The 20935-nt window shown below is 70.2% G+C and carries 15 protein-coding genes and 2 pseudogenes; 7 read left to right on the forward strand and 10 right to left on the reverse strand.

Going from position 1 to position 20935, the window contains the following annotated elements; translation table 11 throughout:
* Positions 1–942: 942 nt before the first annotated feature.
* The 5 genes from ACZ4MF_RS42225 to ACZ4MF_RS42245 form a co-directional block, all read right to left on the reverse strand.
* Positions 943–1341, reverse strand: a complete 399-nt coding sequence (locus ACZ4MF_RS42225) for a helix-turn-helix domain-containing protein (RefSeq protein ID WP_467498802.1) — start codon at positions 1339–1341, stop codon at positions 943–945.
* Positions 1338–2099: a tyrosine-type recombinase/integrase gene (locus ACZ4MF_RS42230; RefSeq protein ID WP_467498804.1), complete on the reverse strand. Its 762-nt coding sequence runs from the start codon at positions 2097–2099 to the stop codon at positions 1338–1340. Before ACZ4MF_RS42230 ends, ACZ4MF_RS42225 begins: the two co-directional genes overlap by 4 nt.
* A 334-nt stretch (positions 2100–2433) precedes the next feature.
* Positions 2434–2604: a hypothetical protein gene (locus tag ACZ4MF_RS42235; protein WP_467498806.1), complete on the reverse strand. Its 171-nt coding sequence runs from the start codon at positions 2602–2604 to the stop codon at positions 2434–2436.
* Positions 2605–3156, reverse strand: a complete 552-nt coding sequence (locus tag ACZ4MF_RS42240) for a GNAT family N-acetyltransferase (RefSeq protein WP_467498808.1) — start codon at positions 3154–3156, stop codon at positions 2605–2607. It lies immediately after the preceding gene.
* 282 nt (positions 3157–3438) lie between these two features.
* Positions 3439–3759 carry a hypothetical protein gene (locus ACZ4MF_RS42245; protein ID WP_467498873.1) on the reverse strand — a complete coding sequence of 107 codons (321 nt, stop codon included), beginning with the start codon at positions 3757–3759 and terminating at the stop codon, positions 3439–3441.
* A gap of 223 nt (positions 3760–3982) precedes the next feature.
* Between ACZ4MF_RS42245 and ACZ4MF_RS42250 the strand changes: the two genes are divergently transcribed.
* Entirely contained in the window at positions 3983–4804 is an 822-nt protein-coding gene (locus tag ACZ4MF_RS42250; RefSeq protein ID WP_467498810.1) for a hypothetical protein, read from the forward strand.
* On the opposite strand, the pseudogene ACZ4MF_RS42255 reads toward ACZ4MF_RS42250, so the two are convergent.
* Together ACZ4MF_RS42255 and ACZ4MF_RS42260 are read right to left on the reverse strand one after the other, a co-directional pair.
* Positions 4743–5228: pseudogene (locus ACZ4MF_RS42255) on the reverse strand (catalase); the annotation flags it as partial. The gene ACZ4MF_RS42250 and the pseudogene ACZ4MF_RS42255 overlap by 62 nt on opposite strands.
* Complete coding sequence (locus tag ACZ4MF_RS42260) at positions 5225–5773, reverse strand: type 1 glutamine amidotransferase domain-containing protein (RefSeq protein ID WP_467498811.1); 549 nt, start codon at positions 5771–5773, stop codon at positions 5225–5227. The gene ACZ4MF_RS42260 and the pseudogene ACZ4MF_RS42255, both read right to left, overlap by 4 nt.
* A gap of 612 nt (positions 5774–6385) precedes the next feature.
* Here ACZ4MF_RS42260 and ACZ4MF_RS42265 point away from each other — a divergent pair.
* Positions 6386–7276, forward strand: a complete 891-nt coding sequence (locus ACZ4MF_RS42265) for a cation diffusion facilitator family transporter (protein ID WP_467498813.1) — start codon at positions 6386–6388, stop codon at positions 7274–7276.
* Positions 7277–7606: 330 nt separating this feature from the next.
* On the opposite strand, the gene ACZ4MF_RS42270 is transcribed toward ACZ4MF_RS42265, so the two are convergent.
* Positions 7607–7882, reverse strand: a complete 276-nt coding sequence (locus tag ACZ4MF_RS42270) for an isoamylase early set domain-containing protein (RefSeq protein ID WP_467498815.1) — start codon at positions 7880–7882, stop codon at positions 7607–7609.
* Positions 7883–8504: 622 nt separating this feature from the next.
* Between ACZ4MF_RS42270 and ACZ4MF_RS42275 the strand changes: the two genes are divergently transcribed.
* From ACZ4MF_RS42275 to ACZ4MF_RS42285, 3 genes are all read left to right on the forward strand, one after another.
* Positions 8505–13043 (forward strand): HAD-IC family P-type ATPase, encoded by a 4539-nt coding sequence (locus ACZ4MF_RS42275; RefSeq protein WP_467498817.1) that lies wholly within the window; start codon positions 8505–8507, stop codon positions 13041–13043.
* Between the two features lie 1438 nt (positions 13044–14481).
* On the forward strand, positions 14482–15696 hold the full coding sequence (locus tag ACZ4MF_RS42280; RefSeq protein ID WP_467498819.1) for a PP2C family protein-serine/threonine phosphatase: 1215 nt from the start codon (positions 14482–14484) through the stop codon (positions 15694–15696).
* A gap of 295 nt (positions 15697–15991) precedes the next feature.
* A complete protein-coding gene (locus ACZ4MF_RS42285; protein WP_467498821.1) occupies positions 15992–16552 on the forward strand; it encodes a hemerythrin domain-containing protein in 561 nt (186 codons plus the stop codon).
* 813 nt (positions 16553–17365) lie between these two features.
* Here ACZ4MF_RS42285 and ACZ4MF_RS42290 read toward each other — a convergent pair.
* Both ACZ4MF_RS42290 and ACZ4MF_RS42295 read right to left on the reverse strand, forming a co-directional pair.
* Positions 17366–18163, reverse strand: a complete 798-nt coding sequence (locus ACZ4MF_RS42290) for an RNA polymerase sigma factor SigF (RefSeq protein ID WP_467498823.1) — start codon at positions 18161–18163, stop codon at positions 17366–17368.
* A 290-nt stretch (positions 18164–18453) separates the two neighbouring features.
* Positions 18454–18669, reverse strand: a pseudogene (locus ACZ4MF_RS42295) (plasmid stabilization protein); the annotation flags it as partial.
* 91 nt (positions 18670–18760) lie between these two features.
* Here ACZ4MF_RS42295 and ACZ4MF_RS42300 point away from each other — a divergent pair.
* Together ACZ4MF_RS42300 and ACZ4MF_RS42305 are read left to right on the forward strand one after the other, a co-directional pair.
* Positions 18761–19645, forward strand: a complete 885-nt coding sequence (locus ACZ4MF_RS42300; protein ID WP_467498825.1) for a glycoside hydrolase family 15 protein — start codon at positions 18761–18763, stop codon at positions 19643–19645.
* A gap of 146 nt (positions 19646–19791) precedes the next feature.
* Complete coding sequence (locus ACZ4MF_RS42305; RefSeq protein WP_467498827.1) at positions 19792–20763, forward strand: LLM class F420-dependent oxidoreductase; 972 nt, start codon at positions 19792–19794, stop codon at positions 20761–20763.
* Positions 20764–20935 lie beyond the last annotated feature (172 nt).

Genomic DNA, 20935 nt, shown 5'->3' on the forward strand with positions numbered 1-20935 from the left:
CGACATCGAGGATGAGGCCTACACACCCGGCACCGCGAGCATCGACCGGCGCGTCCCCAGCACCCCGGCAACGTTCGTGGTCAACGCACTAGCCGGCCGCGGACCGGTCAGAAGTGCGTCGCGGAGTGGGGCCAGTGCGCGTCGAGCCTCCGGAGACGGGGTGAGGTGGTCGAAGACGGCGGCGAGGGCGCACCGGTCACAGCGGCCGTAGGTGTAGCGCGGGTGCTGGGCACGGCAGTCGTGGCAGCCGTAGTCGCGCTTCCAGCCGGCTGGGCGCTTCAGGTCTCCGGCGACCCGTGCCGGACGGCTGCGGAACCCTGGTGCAGGAGTACGGGGGTGGGGTGTCGTACTCGGCACGATGGCAGGGCCAGCAGATCACCGTTCCGTCGTGGACAGCGAACGGCATGTCGGTGCGACCGCGTGCTCGGCAAGGCTGAGGTCGGCGGGGCACGCAAGCAGCGCACGCGGGGGTCCCCGGTTTCTGCCCGGTCGGGCAGCGGCGTTCGCGGCCGCAGACGACGCAGGTGGTGCGGGGGCCGAGCCAGCAGTTCTCGCACAGGTCCGGGTCGCCGTCGCGTGCGACGACCTTGATGCGGCCGCCGGTCTTCAAGCAGCTGCCGCAGCGGCGAGCGCGTGGCCGGTAGCAGGCCTCGCAGATCGACGGTGGGCCCTCGCCGGTGGGGATCAGCCTGCTCTGGGCGCCGCAGGTCGCGCATGCTCCGGTGTGGGCGTTCCAGCAAAAGCCGCACACGAGCGGGACGCGCTGCCGGGTGCCATAGAGAGCGCCGGTCTTCCCGCACCCGGTGCCCACACCGATGGGCTTGGAGAAGCACTTGCTGCACGCGGGTATCCGGGCGCCGTTGACGTCAAGGTGGCTGTGGGTGGGTGCCAGGCATCCGCAGAAGGGGCAAGGGTGGCTCGGCAGGACGTAGCCTTTGGCGTTCACGGGCGTCGTCGGGTCGGCCCGAGGTCAGCCTTCACCGGCGCGAACTGCTCGGGCAGTTCCGCTACGGCAGGTTCGGACTCAGGCGCCGGGTGGGGGCGCTTAGCCGGGCCGGCCACGGCCCGCACCGGCTGCACGGCTCCCTCGATGTAGGGGATGACCAGGTCGTTCGGTGTGCACTCGAAGATGTCGCACAGCGCGGACAGCGTCTTCAGGCTCAGCCGTTCCGGGATGTACTGCACGAGCCGGTAGACCTGGGCGTCCGAGAGCACCACACCGCGCTCGGCCAGCAGCGGACCCAGTTCGACCGTCGAACGCAATCCCCGCTCCTCCATCAGCCGGCCCAGCCGCCAGTGGTAGTTCGCCGTCTGCTTGCGTTCCGCCCGAGGCTCCGTCACGGTGCCGCTCCCATCGTCCACAGGTCCTCCGGCGCGCCGTCCATCAGCGCGTCGTTCAGCGTAGAGGTCATGAAGTCGTCGCTGACGTGCGAGTAGATCGTGGTCGCCGTGGCATGGACGTGGCCGACCTGCTTCTGGACGAAGCGAAGGTCCCACCCGTCCTCCAGCAGGTGGGTGACGTAGCTGCGGCGGAAGGCGTGTGGGGCGAGCTCCTTCGGGAACTTCAGCTCCTCCCGGTACTCGCTGAAGCGGTCGTTGTACGACGACAACGACACCCGGCTCGCACGCTCCGACACCCACAGCGCCGGCCCCGGCTTGTAGCAGGGGCGGACCACGTCGATGTACTGGATCAGCGCGTTCGCCGACCACGGCATGACCGTCAGTACCGGGCGGCGCTTCGGCCCCTTGCCGTTGCTGCCCTTGCCCCAGCGCACGTCAAGCACCCCGGCCCGGCCGAATTCCGGGTGCCGCGGGTTCTCCACCACGTCGATCAAGTCCAGGCGGCAGACTTCCCGGCGGCGAAGCCCCCGGGCGTACTGGGCCTTGAACATGGCCGCGTCCCGGGCCGCGGTCAGCGTCCCCTTCCTGCGGGCGCGCCGCGCGCGGTCGATTCGCGTGTCGCAGAAGTCGAAGAAGTCAGTGAGTTCGGTGCGGGTGAAAGGGCGTGGCCCCGGGTGGTCACCGACTTCGTGCTGGCGGATGGTGTTCCACTCGCTGCAGATCTGCACCGGGTGCGTGCCGAAGTAGTGCTCGCACACGTCGATCCACTCGTACGCCGGGTCGAGCAGTTAGCTCAGGAATCGGCCGATCTGGTTCTGCAGACCGCGCACCGTCCGCGCCCGGCGCCCTGCCAGCAGCTCCGACGACCACGAGAGTCCTCGATGTAGTCCGCGGTGAGGTTCCGCGACTCCATCTGCATGATCCAGCAACCCAACGCGGTCTCCAGAACCGCCTCTTCAGGACGCAGCAGCACCACGCCGCTGGACAGCAGCTTGGCACAGGGTGATGACGGCTCGGAGCAGAAGCCGCAGCGGTGGGGCCGGTCTCGAGATAGCCGTCACTTGTCGTGCGGCCACCACCGGTGGAACAAGGTCAGGCCGGTCCGGCACCAAGATGAAGCGGCATGCCGGTGAGCCAGGTGCCGACGTCGATGCCCTGCCCGGGCCGCAGCGCGGTGAAGCCCTGTCGCTTGTAGTACGGCCCCAGGGCGCGCTGGGTGTCGAACTCGCCGACCAGCAGCGCGTAGTCCAGCTGCTGGTACACCTACACGCACCGTGCAAGCAGCGCGGCCCCGATCCCGCGTCGTCGGGCGTGCTCGGACACGGCGACCGCTTTGATCTTCGCGTACGTCAGCATCGACACCAGGATGTAGCGTCTCCCGCCCGGCAGCCGGGCGAGCCCGGAGACGATCGTGCCCGAGGGAACGCCCAACAATGCGCCGACGACCTGGCCGTCGCCGTCCCGCGCGACCAGCGGCAGGGACAGCTCGCCCGCGGCCCGCTGCAACTCCCCAGCTGCCCCGGCCCGCACGAGCCGTTCCTCGAGGTCGGCGCCTGCAAGGGCGTCCAGCAGCCACGTTCCGCACTCTCCGCGCGCGAGTGCCTCAAGATGGCCGACTTCCAGATCGTCGGCGGCCGCCTTCAGCAGCGTGGTCACCACGTCGGCCTCTCCCGGTATCGCGAAGCCGATCCGCACACCACCGGACCCGGGCACACTGTCGAGCATCTGCTGACGCGTCAACCGGTCCGGCCCCGCCAAGGACCCCGTCTTTGCCGTCCCCTTGGCCGTCGTCCTCTTCGTCTTCTTCTTCGCCATCCCGGGGATCTACCCGCCACAGGTCATGCGGACTCAGCAGGTCGGAAGCGGAGATGGCCGTCCGTACCTCTGCGATCTCCAGCAGGTGGTAGCGGCCCGGTCCAGTCATGCGAGCCGGATCCCCTCAGCCAGTCCGGCTCACAGGCGATCGCCTGCCTCGTCAGCGGCTTCGACCACATCACCGACCCCTGACCTGCCCTGGTCGGGCCCGCGGTCGGGGGTAGGGGTTCGTGGTCGGGATCCGCGAGGCCGGCGCGGGAGCGCTACCTCTCGGTGCTGCTGTCAGAGCAGCTTCTGCCGTGCCTGGTACTGGTCGACGGGCGCGAGGTTGCACGCGGGCTTGGGCCCGCCGAGCAGGTGCCCCCCGATGCCCTCACCCTCCGGTAGCGGCACCGCACAGCGGAGGTCGGCGTTGGCGAACGGGGCGCCATAGGTGTTGCCGATGCCGCCTGCTTCGCCCGTGATGGTGGTGTTGCCGTTGCGGGTTCCGAAGTCCGTAACACCGGTGCCGCCGTTGGGTCCTCCGAAGTCCGTCGCCGATGCGGGTACAGCCACGGCCGTCGTTGCGGCAATCGCGAAAGCCGCGCCGGCCAGAACCTTCATGATCACTGTGATGCTCCTGTTCGATGAGACGGTCATCCTCTTTGTGATCAGTCCAACGCCACGCCGTGGTTGCAGTTACGTGTGCGGGACCAGCTGTCACCGGCGAGCGCCGACCGAGCGGTGGCCACAGCTGCTCTCACAGCGCCCAACCACACAGTGGCGCGGCCTCGGCTATGGGTAGGGTCTGGACACCGCACCGCCCGCCGGAGCAAGGGGAATATTGATGGACCAGTCCGGGGATCGGCGTGCCGACGCCTCGCTTCAGGCCTACAACTGGGCGCGTGTCGCCGGGAGTCCGGAACGCGCCTGGACGGAATGGGAGGCTGCGAGGTCTCTCAGCAACTCCACTCCTGGCGAGCTGAGTGAGTGGCAGCGGTGGCTTCTGGACCATCTCAAGAACCAGCGGCTGAGCGCCGAGCAGGCGATCGCTCTGGCGGAGATGTGGGGTCAAGGTCGCCGCGGTGCAGCAGGGCGCCATGCCCTAAGGCCGTGTGCCCAGCGGCACTTCGGCGGGCCCGATTACCGGGGCGGGGCGGTTGCCGCGCTGCGCGGTGCGACAGCCGACCCGCAGTCCGGCCGGCCGGCCCCGGCTCGCGCGGTCCAGCTGCGCTGGATGGCCGCGGTCCGTCTGGCTCAGCTCGATCCGGCACTGCGCGAGGAGACGGCGGCCGTGGTTCGTGGCGAGGACCTGGCCGACGACGGCTGGGACAACGAACTGGCCCGCGCCGACCACCTGCATGACATCGGCGAGGCGTACGCCGAGGAGGCCACCCGGATGCTGCTGGCCCTGCGCGACGAGGTGGACGAGGAGTTCGCCGTCGATGTGGACGAGGCACTCGACCGGATCGCCGGGGGTCGCCTTCAGGGCGCGAAGGGGCCGGCACGGCCGGCGAGCTCTCCGTCAAGAAGTCCGCGGCCCAGCTGCCGCGCCAGGCTCACGTCGGACAACAGCGAACGGGAGCATGGTGCTCTCTTCGTGGCCTTCCCGTCGGGATCTCGTTCTGCGGTTCCGGTTTTACCGCGTGCACGAAGTCCGGGAACTTGACGCCGTCCTGAATGAAGAACACCGGGAAATTGTTTCCAACCAGATCATAATTCCCTTCCCTCGTATAGAACTTGGTGGCAAAGCCCCGTACGTCGCGCACCGTGTCGGCGGAGCCGCGGGGCCCCTGCACGGTCGAGAACCGTACGAAGACCGGCGTGCGCACGGAGGGGTCTGCAAGGAAAGCCACACGGGTGAACTCGGCGCAGGATTCGTACGGTTCGAGTATCGGTAAGCGCCCGAGCCGCGTGCGCGGACGACCCGCTCCGGGATCCGTTCATGGTCGAAGCGGGTGAGTTTCTCCCTTGCGTGAGTCGTCAGTGCGGTCCACCCGCACGGCCTGGTCCGTGGTGAGCGGCCCCGAAGCGGGGTCGGGGGCGCGGAAGGCGTCAAGCTGTTCGCCCTTGCAGTCGGGGGTCCCACTCATCGGCCCGTCTCCTGCTGCTCGAACACGTCCAGATACGCCGCGCAGAACGCCTTCAGGTCGTCCGGCTTCCGGCTGGTGACCAGCTTGTTGGGCCCGTGGCCGCAGATCTTCACCTGCTCGTCGACCCAGGTGCCGCCGGCGTTACGGATGTCGGTGCGCAGGCTCGGCCACGAAGTCAGCTCGCGGCCCCGTACCACGTCCGCCTCGACGAGCGTCCACGGCGCGTGACAGATCGCGGCGACCGGGCGCCCCTGTTCGAAGAAGTCCTTCACGAACGCGACGGCCTTGTCGTTCATCCGCAGGAAGTCCGGATTGGCGACCCCGCCGGGCAGCACCAGTCCGCCGAAGGACTCCGCCGACGTGTCCCCGACGACCTCGTCCACGGTGAACGTGTCGGCCTTGTCGAGATGGTGGAAAGCCTGCACCTGGCCGGGGCTGGTCGACACCAGCACCGGATCAAGCCCGGCCGCCAGGGCCGCCTGCCAGGGCTCGGTCAACTCCACTTGTTCGACGCCCTCAGGCGCTGTCAGAAACGCGATACGCATGATCCGTCAACTCTCCTTCCCGATGTTCCTCGTTCCGCGGTGGTCGCAGTGGCGCGGTCACATGGGCAATCACGGCCGCATACCGACCAGGCCGATCAGTTCGCTGTCGGCCACCACCATCCCCGGGCCGAGGCCCCGGTCGCACATCACCCGGGACCCACGTCACCGACGCGGGCGTCCACGGCGGTCGGGGCGTCAGCCACGATGTCCCGCACATCCCATTGCAGCCCCCCTTTCAGGCTCTGGCCCGGCGCTGTCACCGCGCTCCCCGCGCCGGGTACCCCACCGCGACCGCCTTACCGCCTGCCCTAGGCGCTCCCACGGGAGGGTGCGCCGTCAGCGCGCTCCGCACACGCGGGCGCTCTCCCTTGTCCCCGCATGAACGCGGCTCACCGGGGCATTCGGGCGTGGAGGGGGCGTCGGGCCCCGGCACGCCCGGGCCGGATGCTCACGGAACGGCGGGGCGGGCCCGAGATCCGCGCTCGGTCCCCGTCGTGTCCGGGCGGCGAGCCGGCAAGCGGGGTCCGCACGGCAGGCTGGAGGGCTGCGTTGGTGACGGACACGCAGAGGCGGCGCGATCGGAGCTCCACGGCCCGGAACGTACGGACCCGGATGACCGTTCTCGTCGCCATCGCAGCCAATCTCGTGATCGCCGCGGCCAAAGCGGTCGCTGGGCTCTTCGCCGGGTCCCCCGCTCTTCTTTCGGAGGCGGCACACTCGGTCGCGGACTGCCTGAACGAGGTGTTTCTCCTCATCGCCGTACGCCGCAGCAAGCGGCCCGCCGACGATCGTCATCCGTTCGGCTATGGCAAGGAACGCTACTTCTGGGCGCTGCTGGCCGCGGTGGGGATCTTCGTCATGGGCGGCTGTTTCTCGGTGTACCAGGGCGCTCAGGCCTTGCGGTCGGACCGCCAGGAGTCACCGGCGGGCTATGCGGCGGGGCTCGCCGTGCTCGGCATCGCGCTCCTGGCCGACGGGGCCTCCCTGCTCCGCGCCCTGCACCAGGCGCGCCGGCAGCGGGACGGCGCGGCCGACCCGGCGCTGCGCACGGTGATCGCGGAGGACACCACAGCAGTGACCGGCGCGATCGTCGCGGCACTCGGCATCGCGCTGCACATGGCGACCGGGCAGGTCGGCTGGGAGGCCGGCGCGTCCATGGCGATCGGACTGCTCCTGCTGTGCGTGGCCTATCGGCTGGCCCGGGAGGCACGCGGCCGGCTGATCGGCGAGGCGGTCGACACGGAACTGCGCGACCGGATCGGTGACTTCCTCGGGTCCCAGAACGAGATAGACAAGGTCGCGGCGCTGCTGACCATGCGACTGGGGATGGACTCGGCGCTCGTCGCCGCCCGCGTCGATCTGGTGCCGGGGCTCGACAGTGAGGAGGTCGAACTGGTCTGTGTGCGACTCAAACGACGGATCACCACGCAGTGGCCGCAGGCCATCCACGTGTTCCTGGACATCACCGAGGCACCCGGCCCCGAGGAAGACCCGCCCTCCTAGGCTCGCAGCTTCCCTTCGAAGGGCAGGCATCCTTCCCCCGCGGCCGCGGCGGCCACCCCGGCCCCGCCCCTGACATCCAGGAACCGTCCGGCTCCACCGTCAGCCCACCCATCCGGTTTACCCGGCCGACCGGCTGGGGGCCGGACCACGGCTCCACGACTCGCCGGCCTTGGACCGCTGCCCGAGGAGCCGACCGGCCCGGCTCTCCTCAAGCGCTGCGCCATCTCCACCGCCGAGATCTCACCCGCCGGCGCGGAGACTCGAAGCGCACACCCGACGTCCAGCGGTACCGGCGTCAGCCCCAGGCCCGGGCCGAGGGAAACGGTCGGGTCAGGTGTGCAGAAGGCTGTTACGGCCGTCGTGGCCGTCGGCGTCGTCCTCGTCGAACCAGTGGTCGCCGTGTGCGAGGTAGCGGAAGCCCAGCTGCTGGTCGACCGGCAGGGTGACGGTGACCGCGCGGCTGCCGTCGGGACGCGGCGTCAGCGGGTGGGCGCCGGGCTGCCAGTCGTTGAAGTCACCGACCACACTGGCCTCTCTGGCCGGATGGCCTGCGGGCAGGATGAAGGTGACCTTGGTGTGCTTCTTGTGCCGGGTGCGCTCCAACATCTGGCTGATCACTCCTTGAGGGTTCGGTGAGGCGTCTTGAGGGTTCGGTGAGGCGTCGTTGCCGATCATCGCGTGCGGGACACCGGCTACCGCGAGGCGCTGGACCGACTCGGCCACGCTGTCACCCGTCCGGACGGGCCGTGTAAGGCGCCGCGTACCAGGTACTCGGCACCAGACAGCCGCCACCGGCCCGATCCCCTCGGACGGCCCACCTAGGAGATGAGACGGACATGACCGAGAATGCGCGAGCGTCATCGTCCGCGGCGACAGAGAAGCTGCTCCATCCCGTCGAAACAGTCACGGCGACAGTGAGCCATCTCCCGGGCGCGACCCCGGTCAGAGACGCGTTCGACACCGTCCTTGACACGGTGGGCGTCGTCTCCCCGCGATCACGGCGCATGGCAGCGTACGCGGGTGTCGGACTGATGGGTGCCGTTGGTGTGGTCGAGTGGCCGATAGCGGCCGCGGGCGCCGCGGTGGTCTGGCTGACGCAGTCGCGCCCCGGGCGCGCCGAGGGGAGTGGCGGGTCGCAGCCCGGCGGCCGCGCAGCCGGTACGCACCCTCCCAAGAAGACCCACCGGTCGGTCGACCGGTGAGTCCATTTGGTTCCGCGAGGTGAGAGATGGTCCTTGGCACGGTGAGCCGGCTTCCTGCTGCAGGCCTGAGCCTCTCGGTGAGGGTGCCGGCGCAGGTTGCCGGCCGATTCCTCCCGAGCGCGCGTGCTGCTGTCCGACTGGCGGCCGCGGCAGCAGAAGCAGGGGGACGCGCCACCGAACGCGGTGCGGTGGCGGTGGCGGAGAGCGCTGTGCGGGTCGGCCGGGTCGGGCTGAACGCCATGGCTCCCGGCCAGGGGTACTGGCGTGCCGGAACCCGGGTCCAGCTCCCCTTGCGCCCGCGTCCGGGCGCTACCGTACACAGTATGGAGACAGCTGCCAGGCGCGTGGCATCCGGCCTGGCGAAGCATCCGGACGTGCTGGCCGCCTACTGGGACGGCGGGCTGGCGCGGCTGGTGATCCAGACGACGCAGGACGCCGTCACCGATCGTGTGGTGGACAGGGCGACAGAACTGGCGGGCCGGCAGAAGCTGGAGCGGCCGGAGGAAGATGTGCTGGAGCCGGCGCATCCGGGCCATACAGGAGGGGTACGTTCCGGGGCGCTCGCACTGTTCTGCGACACGGTCGGGATCGGCACCGCGGTCGCGGCGCGGACCGTCCGTCTGAAGCAGGGGCCGCACCTGCTGACCGCCGGGGTGGCACTGCTGCGTGAGGACCCACGGATACGGAGCGCGCTGCGGCGCCGTCTGGGCCGTTCGGCCACGGATCTGGTCCTGGCCGCCGTCAACGCGGCCGCCAACGGGATTGGGCAGTCGCCGACCGCCCTCGCCCTGGACGCCGCACTGCGGGCGGGCCAGCTGGCCGAGGCCGTGGCCCGGGCCGCGGCGTTCGACGCCGCGCACGACACTGTCTGCGCGCCGGAACGGCTGAGCCTGGCCGGCCGCGAGGTCGCCCGCCCGCCGCTTCACCCGTACCCGGGCGAGGAGTACCGGGACCAGGCTGTCACCGGAGCCCTGCTCGGCGCGGCCGGAGCCCTCCTCTTCACCCGCGATGTCCACGAGAGCGCCGAGGCGCTGCTGGCCGGGAATCCCAAAGCCGCGCGCTACGGACCAGCCGCTTTCGCCGCGACCCTGTGCACCGAGCTGGCCTGCGAGGGCGTACTCGTCCGTAGCCTGGACCGGCTGAGGCAGCTGGAGCTCGTCGACACGGTGGTCCTCCATCCCGAGGCGCTGCGAAGCACCCGGCGCACGGTCCTGGACGTCCACCCCAACGTGCCCGAATGGGACCACGACCATCTGTGGCAGGCCGCGGCGGCCGCCCTGCGGCCCGACGAGGAGCACAGGCTCGCACTGCGCCCGGTGCCCGACCAGGGAGGGTCGGACACCGGATTGATGATCGCTTCGGAGCGGGGCCGTGACATCGGTACCGTGCTGGTCGGCTGGGAGATCGACCCACTGGCCGAGGCCGCGTTGGACGCGGCCCGCCGGGCCGGTCTCCACGTGGTGGTGCGGGATGACGGATCACTCGGCGACTTCGACGCGCTCGCGGACCAACTCGTCGGTCTGGACGTGCCGTTGGCCGACGTGGTGAAACAGCTTCAGGACGAGGGCCGCGTCGTGCTCACCGTGGCCCATGTTCCCTGCGCCGGGGCCAACACGGAGGAAGAACTGGATCCCGAGAGCCGTGACGTGCTCGCGGGTCTGCTGCGCAGCGACATCGCCGTCTCCCTCACCGACGCCCGCGGCGCGGTGGTGTGGGGCGCGGACGTCCTGCTGCTGCACGGGCTGGAAGGCGCGTGGCGTCTGCTGGCAGCCATCCCCGCCGCGCGGACCGTCAGCGAGCACTCCAAGCTCTTCGCCGAGGCGGGCGCCGCGCTGGCCGGTCTGCTGGTGGTGACCCGGGGCGCCCGCTCGAAACGCGTCACCCTCCCGCTGGGCTTGCGGATCGGTCCGGTGAACGCCGCCGCTGCCGCCTCCCTCGTATCGGGCTGGCGCGCAGCGCTCCAGGCGAGTGCCCACCATGCGCCGCACCCGCCGCCCCGGGTGCCCTGGCACGCGCTCCAGCCCCAGGAGGTGCTGGCGCGGCTGCGGGCCGGCGCCCGGACGGTGGAGCCGAGCACGCTCGCGGGTTTCCGGGAGTCCGCCGGCAGGGCCGCCCGTCTTCCCGTGCTCGCCCCCGCTCGCCTGACGTTCCGTCTGGTCGGCGCCGTACGCGCCGAACTGCACGACCCGCTCACTCCCGTGCTGCTCGTCGGCGCGACCGCGTCGGCTCTCCTGGGGGCGATGGTGGACGGGCTGCTGGTGGCCGGCGCGCTGGGGGTCAACGCCCTGGTGGGAGGGCTCCAAAGGCTGCGCGCCGAGCACGCGCTGGCCGGCCTCAAGCTGGGGCAGCGTCAGGAGGCCCGTCGCATCGTCGACGTGGAGAGCGGGGAGACGCGGTCCGTGGACGCGCGGCGCCTCGCGCCGGGCGAGCTGATCGAGCTGTACACCGGAGACGTCGTACCGGCCGACGGACGGCTGATCGAGGCCGAGGGCCTGGAGGTGGACGAGTCCTCGCTGACAGGAGAGTCGTTGCCGACGGCCAAGCAGGTGGACGCCACACCGCAGGCTCCGGTGGCCGACCGTCACTGCATGGTCTTCGCGGGCACCACCGTGGCCGCCGGTCACGGCCGTGCCGTCGTGGTGGGCACCGACGACCAGACCGAGGCCGGGCGTGCGGCCCACCTCGCCTCACGCGCTCGGCCGGCGCCCGGCGTCCAGGCCCGGCTGCACGAACTGACCGGCAGGATGCTGCCGGTCACGCTACTGGGCGGCACGGCCGTGACGGGGCTGTCGCTGCTGCGCGGCCGACCGGTGCGCGAGGCGGTCCGCGGTGGACTGGCCGTCGCGGTGGCCGCCGTTCCCGAGGGGCTGCCGCTCGTGGCGACCGTCGCACAACTGGCGGCAACTCGTCGGCTCAGCCGGATCGGTGTACTGGTCCGCACCCCACGCGCCCTTGAGGCCCTCGGTCGCATGGACACCATCTGTTTCGACAAGACCGGCACCCTCACCCAGAACCGCCTGCACGTGGTACGCGTCGCCACGGCGGACGGCGACCAGCACCCGGCCGACGCCACCGAGGCGGCACCCCTGATGCAGTCGGCGGCGCTGACCTGCCGCACCCCCGACCACGAGGCGGGTATCCACGCGCACTCCACGGACGAGGCCATCCTCGCCGCCGCCCCGGCCGGCTCACGGCGCAAGCCCCTCGCGATCCAGCCGTTCGAGGCCAGCCGGGGCTACGCCGCCGCAGTCGGCGCCACCGCGGACGATTCCCGCGTGCTGCTGGTGAAGGGCGCCCCCGAGGTCGTACTGCCTGCCTGCACATACAGCACCGACGACCTCGCGAAGTCCCTGGCCGCGGACGGCCTGCGGATACTGGCGGTCGCCGGCCGCCCGCTGACGGACACCGAAGAACCTGCCGAGGCGCTCGATCGCCCTCTCGCGGACCTGGACCTGCTCGGCTACGTCGCTCTGGCCGACACCCCTCGTCCCAGCTCCGCGCCGCTGGTTTCCGATCTCCGCGACGCCGGTGTGCGGCCCGTCATGCTCACCGGCGACCATCCGCAGACGGCTTGTGCGGTCGCCGTCCAACTCGGCTGGCCCGACGACGTATCGGTGATCACGGGCGGCCAACTCGCCGAACAGGACCGCGCCGGACGGGCACGCCTGCTGGGTGACTGCGACGTGGTGGCCCGCGTCGCACCGGAGCAGAAGCTGCAGGTGATCGAGGCGCTGCAGGCGGCCGGGCGAGTGGTCGCCATGGTCGGCGACGGTGCCAACGACGCCGCCGCCATCCGCGCCTCCGACATCGGCATCGGCATCGCGGTCCGCGGCTCGGCCGCGGCCCGGAACGCGGCGGACCTGGTGATCACCAGCGATGACCTGTCCATGCTCGTCGCCGCCGTCGCCGAGGGCCGAGCACTGTGGCGCAGCGTTGCGGATGCGATCAGCGTGCTGATCGGCGGCAACGCGGGTGAGATCACTTTCTCGGTGCTCGGGACGCTGCTCTCCGGCGCCTCACCGCTGTCCACGCGGCAGATCCTGCTGGTCAACCTGCTCACCGACATGTTCCCGGCGATGGCGGTCTCGGTCACACCACGCGACGAGGCCGCCGAGGACAGCCCCGACGGCGAATCGGCGTTGGCGGACAGCGTCCCGGTCGGCGTCGCGGCTCTCGGCGATCCGCTGACACGGCAGATCCGCGAACGGGGCATCGTCACCACGTTGGGTGCGAGCACCGCCTGGCTGATCGGCACGATCACGCCCGGCTCCGCGCGACGGACCAGCACGATGGCGCTGTGCGGGGTGGTCGGAGCCCAGCTCACCCAGACCGTGACCGGCCGGCGGCACAGCCCGCTGGTGCTGATGACAGCCCTCGGTTCGGCAGCGGTGTTGGTCGGCCTTGTCGAGACGCCACTGATCAGCCAGTTCTTCGGCTGCACACCGCTCGGTCCGGTGGCCTGGGCCGGAGTGGCCATCGCCATGGGCGTCGCGGTCCTGGGCCCCCGGCTGGTACCGGGAATCGACGAACTCCTCCGACGACTCCAAGTCGTTGTCCGGCCATAGCCGACTCAGCCCCCGGTACGGCCGTCAGCAACTCCCGTGTCCGCTGCGGCTTCCGGCACCGCCTGCGATCCGAGGGTGTCTCACCGAGTTTGTGTGCGCGGCCGAGTTCCGCGTTGTCCAAGCTCTTGGCTGCCCGGGCTGTGTGACCGCGCCCCGGGTGACGGTTCTTCGGGCCCGGTACCGTCCGGACCCGGGACGGCCTGCTCTTTTGCTCGGTGAGGATGCATGCGGCATGAGGGGGCAGGCGGGGGCCAGTTCGACGCGTTCCTCGCCCCTCAGCTGGTGTCCAAGCGCCAGGCGGAGGCGCGCCCGGGGCGATGGGAGGCGGATCAAGCCTCCGTGCTGCCCGGCGGCGAGACCCCAGGGACGCTCAGGTGGGAATGTCGCGCGGCCCGACCGCCCACGGCATCCGTGCCGTTCCCGGTCTCGTGCGACGGCCGCTCACGCTTCTCATATGCGGTGACGGACGGAGTCCTACGGGCGCGGGCCGGCATGAGTGCCTCGGCAGCGGGGGACCCGGTGAGTATGGAAGGCGCGCCTGTGACTGTCCAGCCGCCGAGCCCCGACGGTGGCCGGCAGGTCACGATCCATGGCAAGGTCGTCGGCACCGCGTACCACCTGCTCGATGGGTGGAATTCCTGCGCCGAGAGGGCCTCCCGGAGACCGACTCGGCGGTCGACGACTCGGACCTGATCGAGTGGCGCGGCGGTGGGCCGCAAGCCTGGACGGTGGGCAGGTGAGCCGGGGTCACCCGAGGGAGCCCGGTTCTGATCAGGTCGATCGACTCCTGCGCAGCAGCGGCCCGCGTGCCCCTACCGGGCGCGTGAACGGCAAAGCCCCGACCGCCTTGCCAACGCCGCAGTTGCCACACCCTCGCCCTCCGGACGGGCCGGCAGCCACGTCAACCGGACACCGCCCAGCACGTCGGCCCGCTTCGCTGCGAAGGCCTGACCGGGACGACGGTGGTGGCGCACGCACGTCCGACCGGCCAGAACTTCGGACCTACTTCCCGGCATCAGTCCGGTCGACAGCCAAGGCCAAAACCCGTCCCCGTCCGACGGCCACGGGCGGGAGCCGGCGTCCATGATGCGGTTCGCCCACGGCGGCCCCTGGGTGATCGCGGCGAACGGTGCCTACGACACGAACACCTTGAGCCCCCTGCCGGCGCGCTCCAGGCCGCCGTCCCGGAACACCGCCGAGTCGTTCTCGACGTTCCCAGAATCACATTCGCGGACTCGACCGGCTGAACCTGCTGCTCGGCGTCCACGGCGCCACGACACAGCGCGTGGCCGCGCCGCCGCCCCAGCTGCTCCGCGTTCTCCCGATCACCGGAGCCGATGCCGTCCGGACGTACGGGCAACCCTTGAGGACGCGGTCACGGCTGAGCCGACCGGGGTACCCGGCCGGTGTCGCATACGGTGCGGCACCGGAGCCAACCATGCCGATCTCCACGAACAGCGGACGGATGCTGCGTGAGCTGATGCAGGCAGCTCACCTGGCCACACTCGACGAGCTGCCCGAGCTCATCGCCTCGCACGCGGCGCGCGTCGGCCTGCGGGACGTCGCCGTCTTCGCGGTGGATCTCCAGGAGAAGTCTCTGCGGCAGCTCACGGGCCGTGGCGACGACGCGGGCGAGGGCGGTGAACGGCTGAACATCGACGCGACAGTGCCCGGCCGCGCCTACCAACGCGTCACCATCGTTGCCGAAGCCGCTCACGAGGGGCGCCGACGCTGGTGGGTCCCGGTGACCGACGGCGTCGCGCGGGTCGGCGTCCTGCGGGCGGACACAGCCGACTGCGATCAGGAAGACGTACAGCGGGATCTTCGCGACCTTGGCTCGCTGGTGGCGTTGCTGCTGCTGAGCAAGCGGTCCTTCAGCGACTCCTTCGCCCGGCTGGTGCGGACGGAGCCCATGAACGTGGCCGCGGAACTGCTGTGGAACCTGATGCCGCCGTCCGCCTACGCAGGGCGTGAGGTGACCCTCGGCGCCATGGTCGAGCCGGCCTACGAGGTGGGCGGTGACGCCTTCGACTACGCGGTCGGCGGCAGCGCGCTGCACCTGTCCGTCTTCGACGCCATGGGACACGACACCACCGCCGGAATGACCGCCACCCTGGCCGTCGCGGCCTCGCGCAACGCCCGCCGTCAGGGCGCTTCACTCGTCGAGACCAGCCAGGCCATCGAGGACCTGCTGACCTCGCACTTCGGCGGCAGCCGCTACGCCACCGGCATCCTCGCCGACCTCGATCTTGGCACAGGAACGCTGACCTGGATCAACCGCGGGCACCATCTGCCGCTTGTGATCCGCGACGACCGTTGGGCCTTCGAGCTCTCCTGCCCGCCCGCCGCCCCGATGGGCACCGGGCTCGACCTGCCTGTCACCGTGCGCCACCATCAGCTCCAGCCAGGCGACAGGCTCCTCCTGTACACCGACGGCATCGTCGAAGCCCGGGACGCGGAGGGGCGCGAGTTCGGCCGGGACCGCTTCGTCGACTTCATCCTCCGCCACCACTCCGGCCGCCAGACTCTCCACGAGACCCTGCGCCGGCTGATGCACGCGGTCGTCGAACACCACGCGGGCCATCTCAACGACGATGCGACCGTGCTCCTTGTGGAATGGCGCGCCGGCCACCAGGACCGGCTCACGCCATGACCCGCGGCGCGCACCGCCGGGCCTGAACCAGGTTTCACGCCGGGCCCGTCGGACACTCGGGACGAGAAGAGCACATGGACAGGACGGATGAACCAGACCTCAACAGGTCGGACAGCGGGAAGACGAACCGCTGTGACCGCGGAAGCCAGTAATCCGGTCATCATTCGGGACTGGCTGGGCGGAGTGCGTGGCCTACACGGGCAAGGCATACGGACCTGCGTGCGCGATGGGGAACCCCTGTCAGCTGGGCGGGACCGACCCGGCCCAGACATGACCAGCGAGAGGCGGACAGACAATGGGGCATGGCGGAGACGTGATCGCGGAACTCATGACGGACCACCGGGAGGTCGAGGAGATGTTCGCCCGGATCCAGGCGATGCCGGGCGGCGGACAGGCGCTCCGTGACGTGGTGGACGAGGTCACGATCGAACTGGTACGGCACTCGATCGCCGAGGAGGAGTACTTGTATCCAGCGGTGCGCGAGCACATCGAGAGCGGCGACCGGATCGCGGACAAGGAGATCGCGGACCACGGCCGGGTCGAGAAGCTCCTCAAGCAGTTGGAGAAGACGGACACCGACGATCCGAAGATGAGCCCGCTGTTGCAGCAGCTCATGGACGAGGTTTCCGCCCACGTCCAGGATGAGGAGGAGCACCTCTTCCCGATGCTGCGCCAGGCTTGCTCTCCCGAGGCGCTGAACGACCTCGGGGACAAGATCCGCCGGGCCAAGTCCTTGGCCCCGACCCGCCCGCACCCCTCCGCCCCGAACACCCCGCCCGCCAACAAGCTCCTCGCGCCGGGCGCCGGCCTGGTGGACCGGGCCCGCGATCTCATCACAGGCCGCGGCAAGTCCTGACCCCACAGGAGCCCGTTTCGGGTCGAGCGGCTCACGCCCGGGTTCGTGGTCAGGAACCCGGGCGCGCGGCTGCCTGTGACGCTGCTCATTCCCTCTTCTGATACCCGCCGGTTCACCAGGTCGGCCGTGCTGGTGACCCGATTCCGTTGGGTGGCCGGCGGTGCCCCCCTCCCCCGTGATGCCGGAGCTACTGTGCGCGGCAGCCCTTTCGCCATGGCCCGACGTCGCGGGAGTCGCGGCAGGTCCTGTCAGGACGGCCTCGTGTCCCTCACCAACGGGGACGGGCCCGCCGGCGCAGGTGTCGGCCAGCAGTTCGGCCCACCCCCCTGACGCGGCCACACCTCCGGGCCACCGCCGTGCCACTCGATGACACACACGCGACGGCCGCCAGACCCGCCAGGCGCCTCCACGATCGCGGACCGCTCGACCATGAGCTCAGCTACTCCCAACCGAAGCCTGACCGCATTCCGGGACGACCTCAAGCAGGCGGGCCTGCGCATACCTTCGCCGGGTGATTTCGAGAACTGTGGATGCGCGAATCCTCCTGAAGGCCCGGAAACGCCGGCGACTGGCCCCGGGTCCTCACCCGACACGACATGCACGACCGTCCTCGGCCGACAGTGACGTGTTCCGCCCCACCGGTTCACAGTCCCGCCCGGGGTACCACTCCGGACGCACGACGGCTCCCCCGGCTCACGGTCCGAACCAGAGGAGCCTGGCCGGGCCAGCCCCCGGGGCCGCTGAACCCGCCCTGCACACCAGGTCCCCCATCCCGGCCCTTCTACGCGCCCTGCCTCGCACGAAACGGCACTATCAGGAGGCGGCGTCCTGCAGGACCTCATCACGCAGCCGGTGGCAGGAACGACCGATCAGCCGTGACACATGCATCTGCGAGATCCCCAGCTGCTCGGCGATGCGGGCCTGGGTCATGTCCTTGAAGAAGCGCATGTACAAGATGGCCCGTTCACGCTCGGGCAGGGCCGCCAGGCAAGGCTTGACCGCCTCACGGTCCACCACCGTGTCCAGCGCCGGATCGCAGGCGCCCAGCGTGTCACCGATCGAGTAGCCGTCATCGCTGCCCCGGACCTCGGCGTCCAGGGACAACGCGGCGTAACCCTCCAGCGCCTCCAGCCCGGCCCGGACGTCCTCCACACTCAGACCGGTGTAATCGGCGATCTCCCTCACGCTCGGCGAGTGGTTCGAAACGGCCGGTGCCAGGTCGCGCACGGCTCCCCGCACCCGGTTGCGCAGATCCTGTATGCGGCGCGGCACGTGCACGCTCCACAGATGGTCACGGAAGTGCCGCTTGATCTCCCCCGCCACCGTCGGAACGGCATAACTCTCGAAGGCACTGCCGCGTCCCGGGTCGTAGCGGTCGACCGCCTTGACCAGCCCGAGAGCCGCGACCTGCCGCAGATCCTCCTCGCTCTCGCCCCGGCCGCGGAAGCGGCCCGCGATCCGCTCGGACATCGGCAGCCAGGCCTCCACCAGCTCCTCACGGAGCGCGTCGCGCTCAGCTCCCGGCGGCAGCGACGCCAGCCGGCGAAACGCCTGCTCGGTTTCCGGGGCATCATCGTGACGATGGTGTCGCGCGCCCGGACGCGCGCTCATAGGGGTTCGCATGGTGCACCGCACCTCTCGTACGCGAGAGACGAACGACGTTCACCATGAACACACGACGCGCTTCGGACAGCTCGCCCGGGCGACAGGAACGCCGCTCCCACAGACATGCCTCATGTCCGAAACACACCCAATTGTCTACTTCCCCCAGCCGAGGCAGCCAAACACAGCAAGCTGAGGTTTGCGGGCCGCGGATATGGCGGGGGCTTGGCTTTCCGTATCACCGTGCCACCGATCAGCGTCCCGACCAGGCGTGCGACGCACGTTCACCACGCGAATCGTCAGTCGCAACGACTGAAGGCGTTCTCCAACTGCCGCTTGGTCATCGAGGAGCGACCGTGAGTGTGCGCTTCCTGGCTTCCCTCGTAGAGCTGTTCCTTCGTGGGACCTTCCGCGCCGCTGCGCGATCGTTGCCCGCCGCGCTGGGACGCCGCCTTCGGATCACGGATCGAGGCCTTGCTCGCGGTCTTCGACTCGCCCGCCCGCGCCCGCTCCTTGCCGCTCCTGCCCGTGCCATGAGGGTGACCCGCATGCGCTTCGGGCCTCGCAGTCACCACGCACGATCCGCACGACCTGCTCGACACCGCGGTGCGCTTCACCGCCGAACGCGTCCTCGCCGACGGTGAGGGCCTGCACCCCGCGTACACCGTCGACGGCGGACCCGTACCGGACGAAAGGAGACTCCCCCTTCCTGGATACCCGGGCGGAAACTGCCGCGTCGGAGACCAGGCGGCCGGTCGGTTCCAGCTTGACACGTTCGGCGAGGCGCTCCAGTTGTTCGTCGCCGCCGGGTACCACGACCGGCTCACCCCTGAGGCGGAGCGGGCCGTCACGGTCGCGGTCGATGCGGTGCAGCGCAGTTGGCGACGGCCGGACGCCGGCCTGTGGGAACTGGAGGAACGGTGGTGGACCCAGTCCCGGCTCAGTGTGGTCTGTGGTCTGCGGCGGGTCGCCGAGGTGCTGCCGGGCGGCGTGGGGCAGCGGTGTGCCGACCTCGCCGAGGCCGTATTCACCCATACCCGGCAGCGTTGCCTGCGTTCCGACGGCCGGTGGCGCCGGGCCGCCGATGACGATGGGCCGGAGGCCGCTCTGCTCACGCCGCTGGCCCGAGGCTGTCTGTCCGCCGACGATCGGAGCAGCGCGGCCACCCACCGCTTCATCGACGAACGACTGGCCGAGGATGGTTACCTCTACCGCTTCGTTCATCCGGGGTCTCACCTCGGCGAGGCCGAAGGTGCCTTCCTGCTGTTCGGATTCAACATGGCGCCGGCCAACGACCGACTGGGCGACCGTACCGGGGCCCTGCGCGGGTTCGAACGGACCCGGGCGGCCTGCGGGCCCTCCGGGCTGTTCGCGGAGGAGTACGACGTGCGTCAACGCCAGCTACGCGGCAACCTTTCCCAGGCGTTCGTCCACGCGCTCCTGTTGGAATGCGCCGTCCGCCTCAACGACGCCTCGACGCTTCCGCACTGATCCACGGGCTTCGGCTCGCCAGGAGGGCGCTCGGCCCCGGACACCGTTTCTGCACGTGTGCCGGAGGATCACACGTGCAGACTGCGCCTTGTCGAGCAGGGAATCGATCGGTGTTTCGTGTCCATCGGTCCTGGTACTCGCGGATCATGACGCGAATCGGATACACGATGATGAGCGAGCAGGCCGGTCCACGTGACCTTGTGGACCACCTTGTGCAGGCCGAGTCGGCGGGTTTTGATTTCTCGGTCATATCTGACCACTATTTTCCCTGGTTGCCATCGCAAGGGCACTCCTCCTACGCATGGAGCGTGCTCGGAGCCGCGGCCCAGGCCACTTCACGCATTCCTTTGATGACGTATGTGACCTGTCCGACCATGAGGTATCACCCGGCGGTCGTGGCGCAGAAGGCTGCCACCCTTCAACTGCTGTCCGAGGGCAGGTTCCGGCTCGGTCTGGGGGCCGGCGAGAATCTCAACGAGCACGTGGTGGGCTCCGGTTGGCCTTCGGTCGACGTGCGGCATGAAATGCTGGAGGAAGCAGTCTCGATCATCCGCGCGTTGTTCCGCGGCGGGCATGTGACACGTCACGGCGCTCATTTCCGAGTGGACTCGGCACGTCTGTGGGATCTTCCCGAGACACCTCCGCCGATCGGAATCGCCGTGTCAGGCAACCAGTCGTGCGCTCTCGCGGGCCGCCTCGCCGACCTGGTCATAGCGACGGAGCCCAAGAAGGGGCTCCTGGACGCGTTCGACCGGCACGGTGGTGCCGGCAAACCCCGCGTGGGGCAGCTTCCGGTCAGCTATGACCCCGACCACGAAGCGGCCGCCCGCCGCGCGCACGAACAGTTCCGCTGGTTCGGTCTGGGCTGGAAAGTGAATGCCGAATTGCCCCACCCGGACTCCTTCACCTCGGCGAGCGCATTTGTGACCGCGGACGACGTCGCGGAATCCATTCCATGCGGCGACAACCCGGAAGACTTCGTCCAAGCCGTACTCCCCTATGCAGAAGCCGGTTTCACCGAGGTCGCCCTGGTACAGATCGGCGGTGACTCACAGCCGCCGTTCCTGGACTGGTCGAAAGGGACGCTACTCCCCGCGCTGCGAGCGGCGTTGGACTGACCAGCACGGGCACACCTCGACCCTGCCGGCGAGCGGCACAACAGGTCTCCGGGGCGTCGGTCGGTCAGGGCGGCGATGACGCTGCTTCGCCGGAGTGCCGGGCGCCAGGGAGACCGTCCGATGAGCGTGATGGGCACCGCCTCGCGCAAGTCGCCGAAGGCCTGCGGCTGTC

Source organism: Streptomyces sp. NPDC025793, from assembly GCF_055558375.1.

Bases quoted from the DNA above. Each gene is read 5' to 3' on its own strand.
- ACZ4MF_RS42240 (WP_467498808.1), bottom strand. From the start codon at position 3,156: ATGGCGAAGAAGAAGACGAAGAGGACGACGGCCAAGGGGACGGCAAAG.
- ACZ4MF_RS42245 (WP_467498873.1), bottom strand. From the start codon at position 3,759: ATGAAGGTTCTGGCCGGCGCGGCTTTCGCGATTGCCGCAACGACGGCC.
- ACZ4MF_RS42250 (WP_467498810.1), top strand. From the start codon at position 3,983: ATGGACCAGTCCGGGGATCGGCGTGCCGACGCCTCGCTTCAGGCCTAC.
- ACZ4MF_RS42260 (WP_467498811.1), bottom strand. From the start codon at position 5,773: ATGCGTATCGCGTTTCTGACAGCGCCTGAGGGCGTCGAACAAGTGGAG.
- ACZ4MF_RS42265 (WP_467498813.1), top strand. From the start codon at position 6,386: ATGACCGTTCTCGTCGCCATCGCAGCCAATCTCGTGATCGCCGCGGCC.
- ACZ4MF_RS42270 (WP_467498815.1), bottom strand. From the start codon at position 7,882: ATGTTGGAGCGCACCCGGCACAAGAAGCACACCAAGGTCACCTTCATC.
- ACZ4MF_RS42275 (WP_467498817.1), top strand. From the start codon at position 8,505: ATGGTCCTTGGCACGGTGAGCCGGCTTCCTGCTGCAGGCCTGAGCCTC.
- ACZ4MF_RS42280 (WP_467498819.1), top strand. From the start codon at position 14,482: ATGCCGATCTCCACGAACAGCGGACGGATGCTGCGTGAGCTGATGCAG.
- ACZ4MF_RS42285 (WP_467498821.1), top strand. From the start codon at position 15,992: ATGGGGCATGGCGGAGACGTGATCGCGGAACTCATGACGGACCACCGG.
- ACZ4MF_RS42290 (WP_467498823.1), bottom strand. From the start codon at position 18,163: ATGAGCGCGCGTCCGGGCGCGCGACACCATCGTCACGATGATGCCCCG.
- ACZ4MF_RS42305 (WP_467498827.1), top strand. From the start codon at position 19,792: ATGACGCGAATCGGATACACGATGATGAGCGAGCAGGCCGGTCCACGT.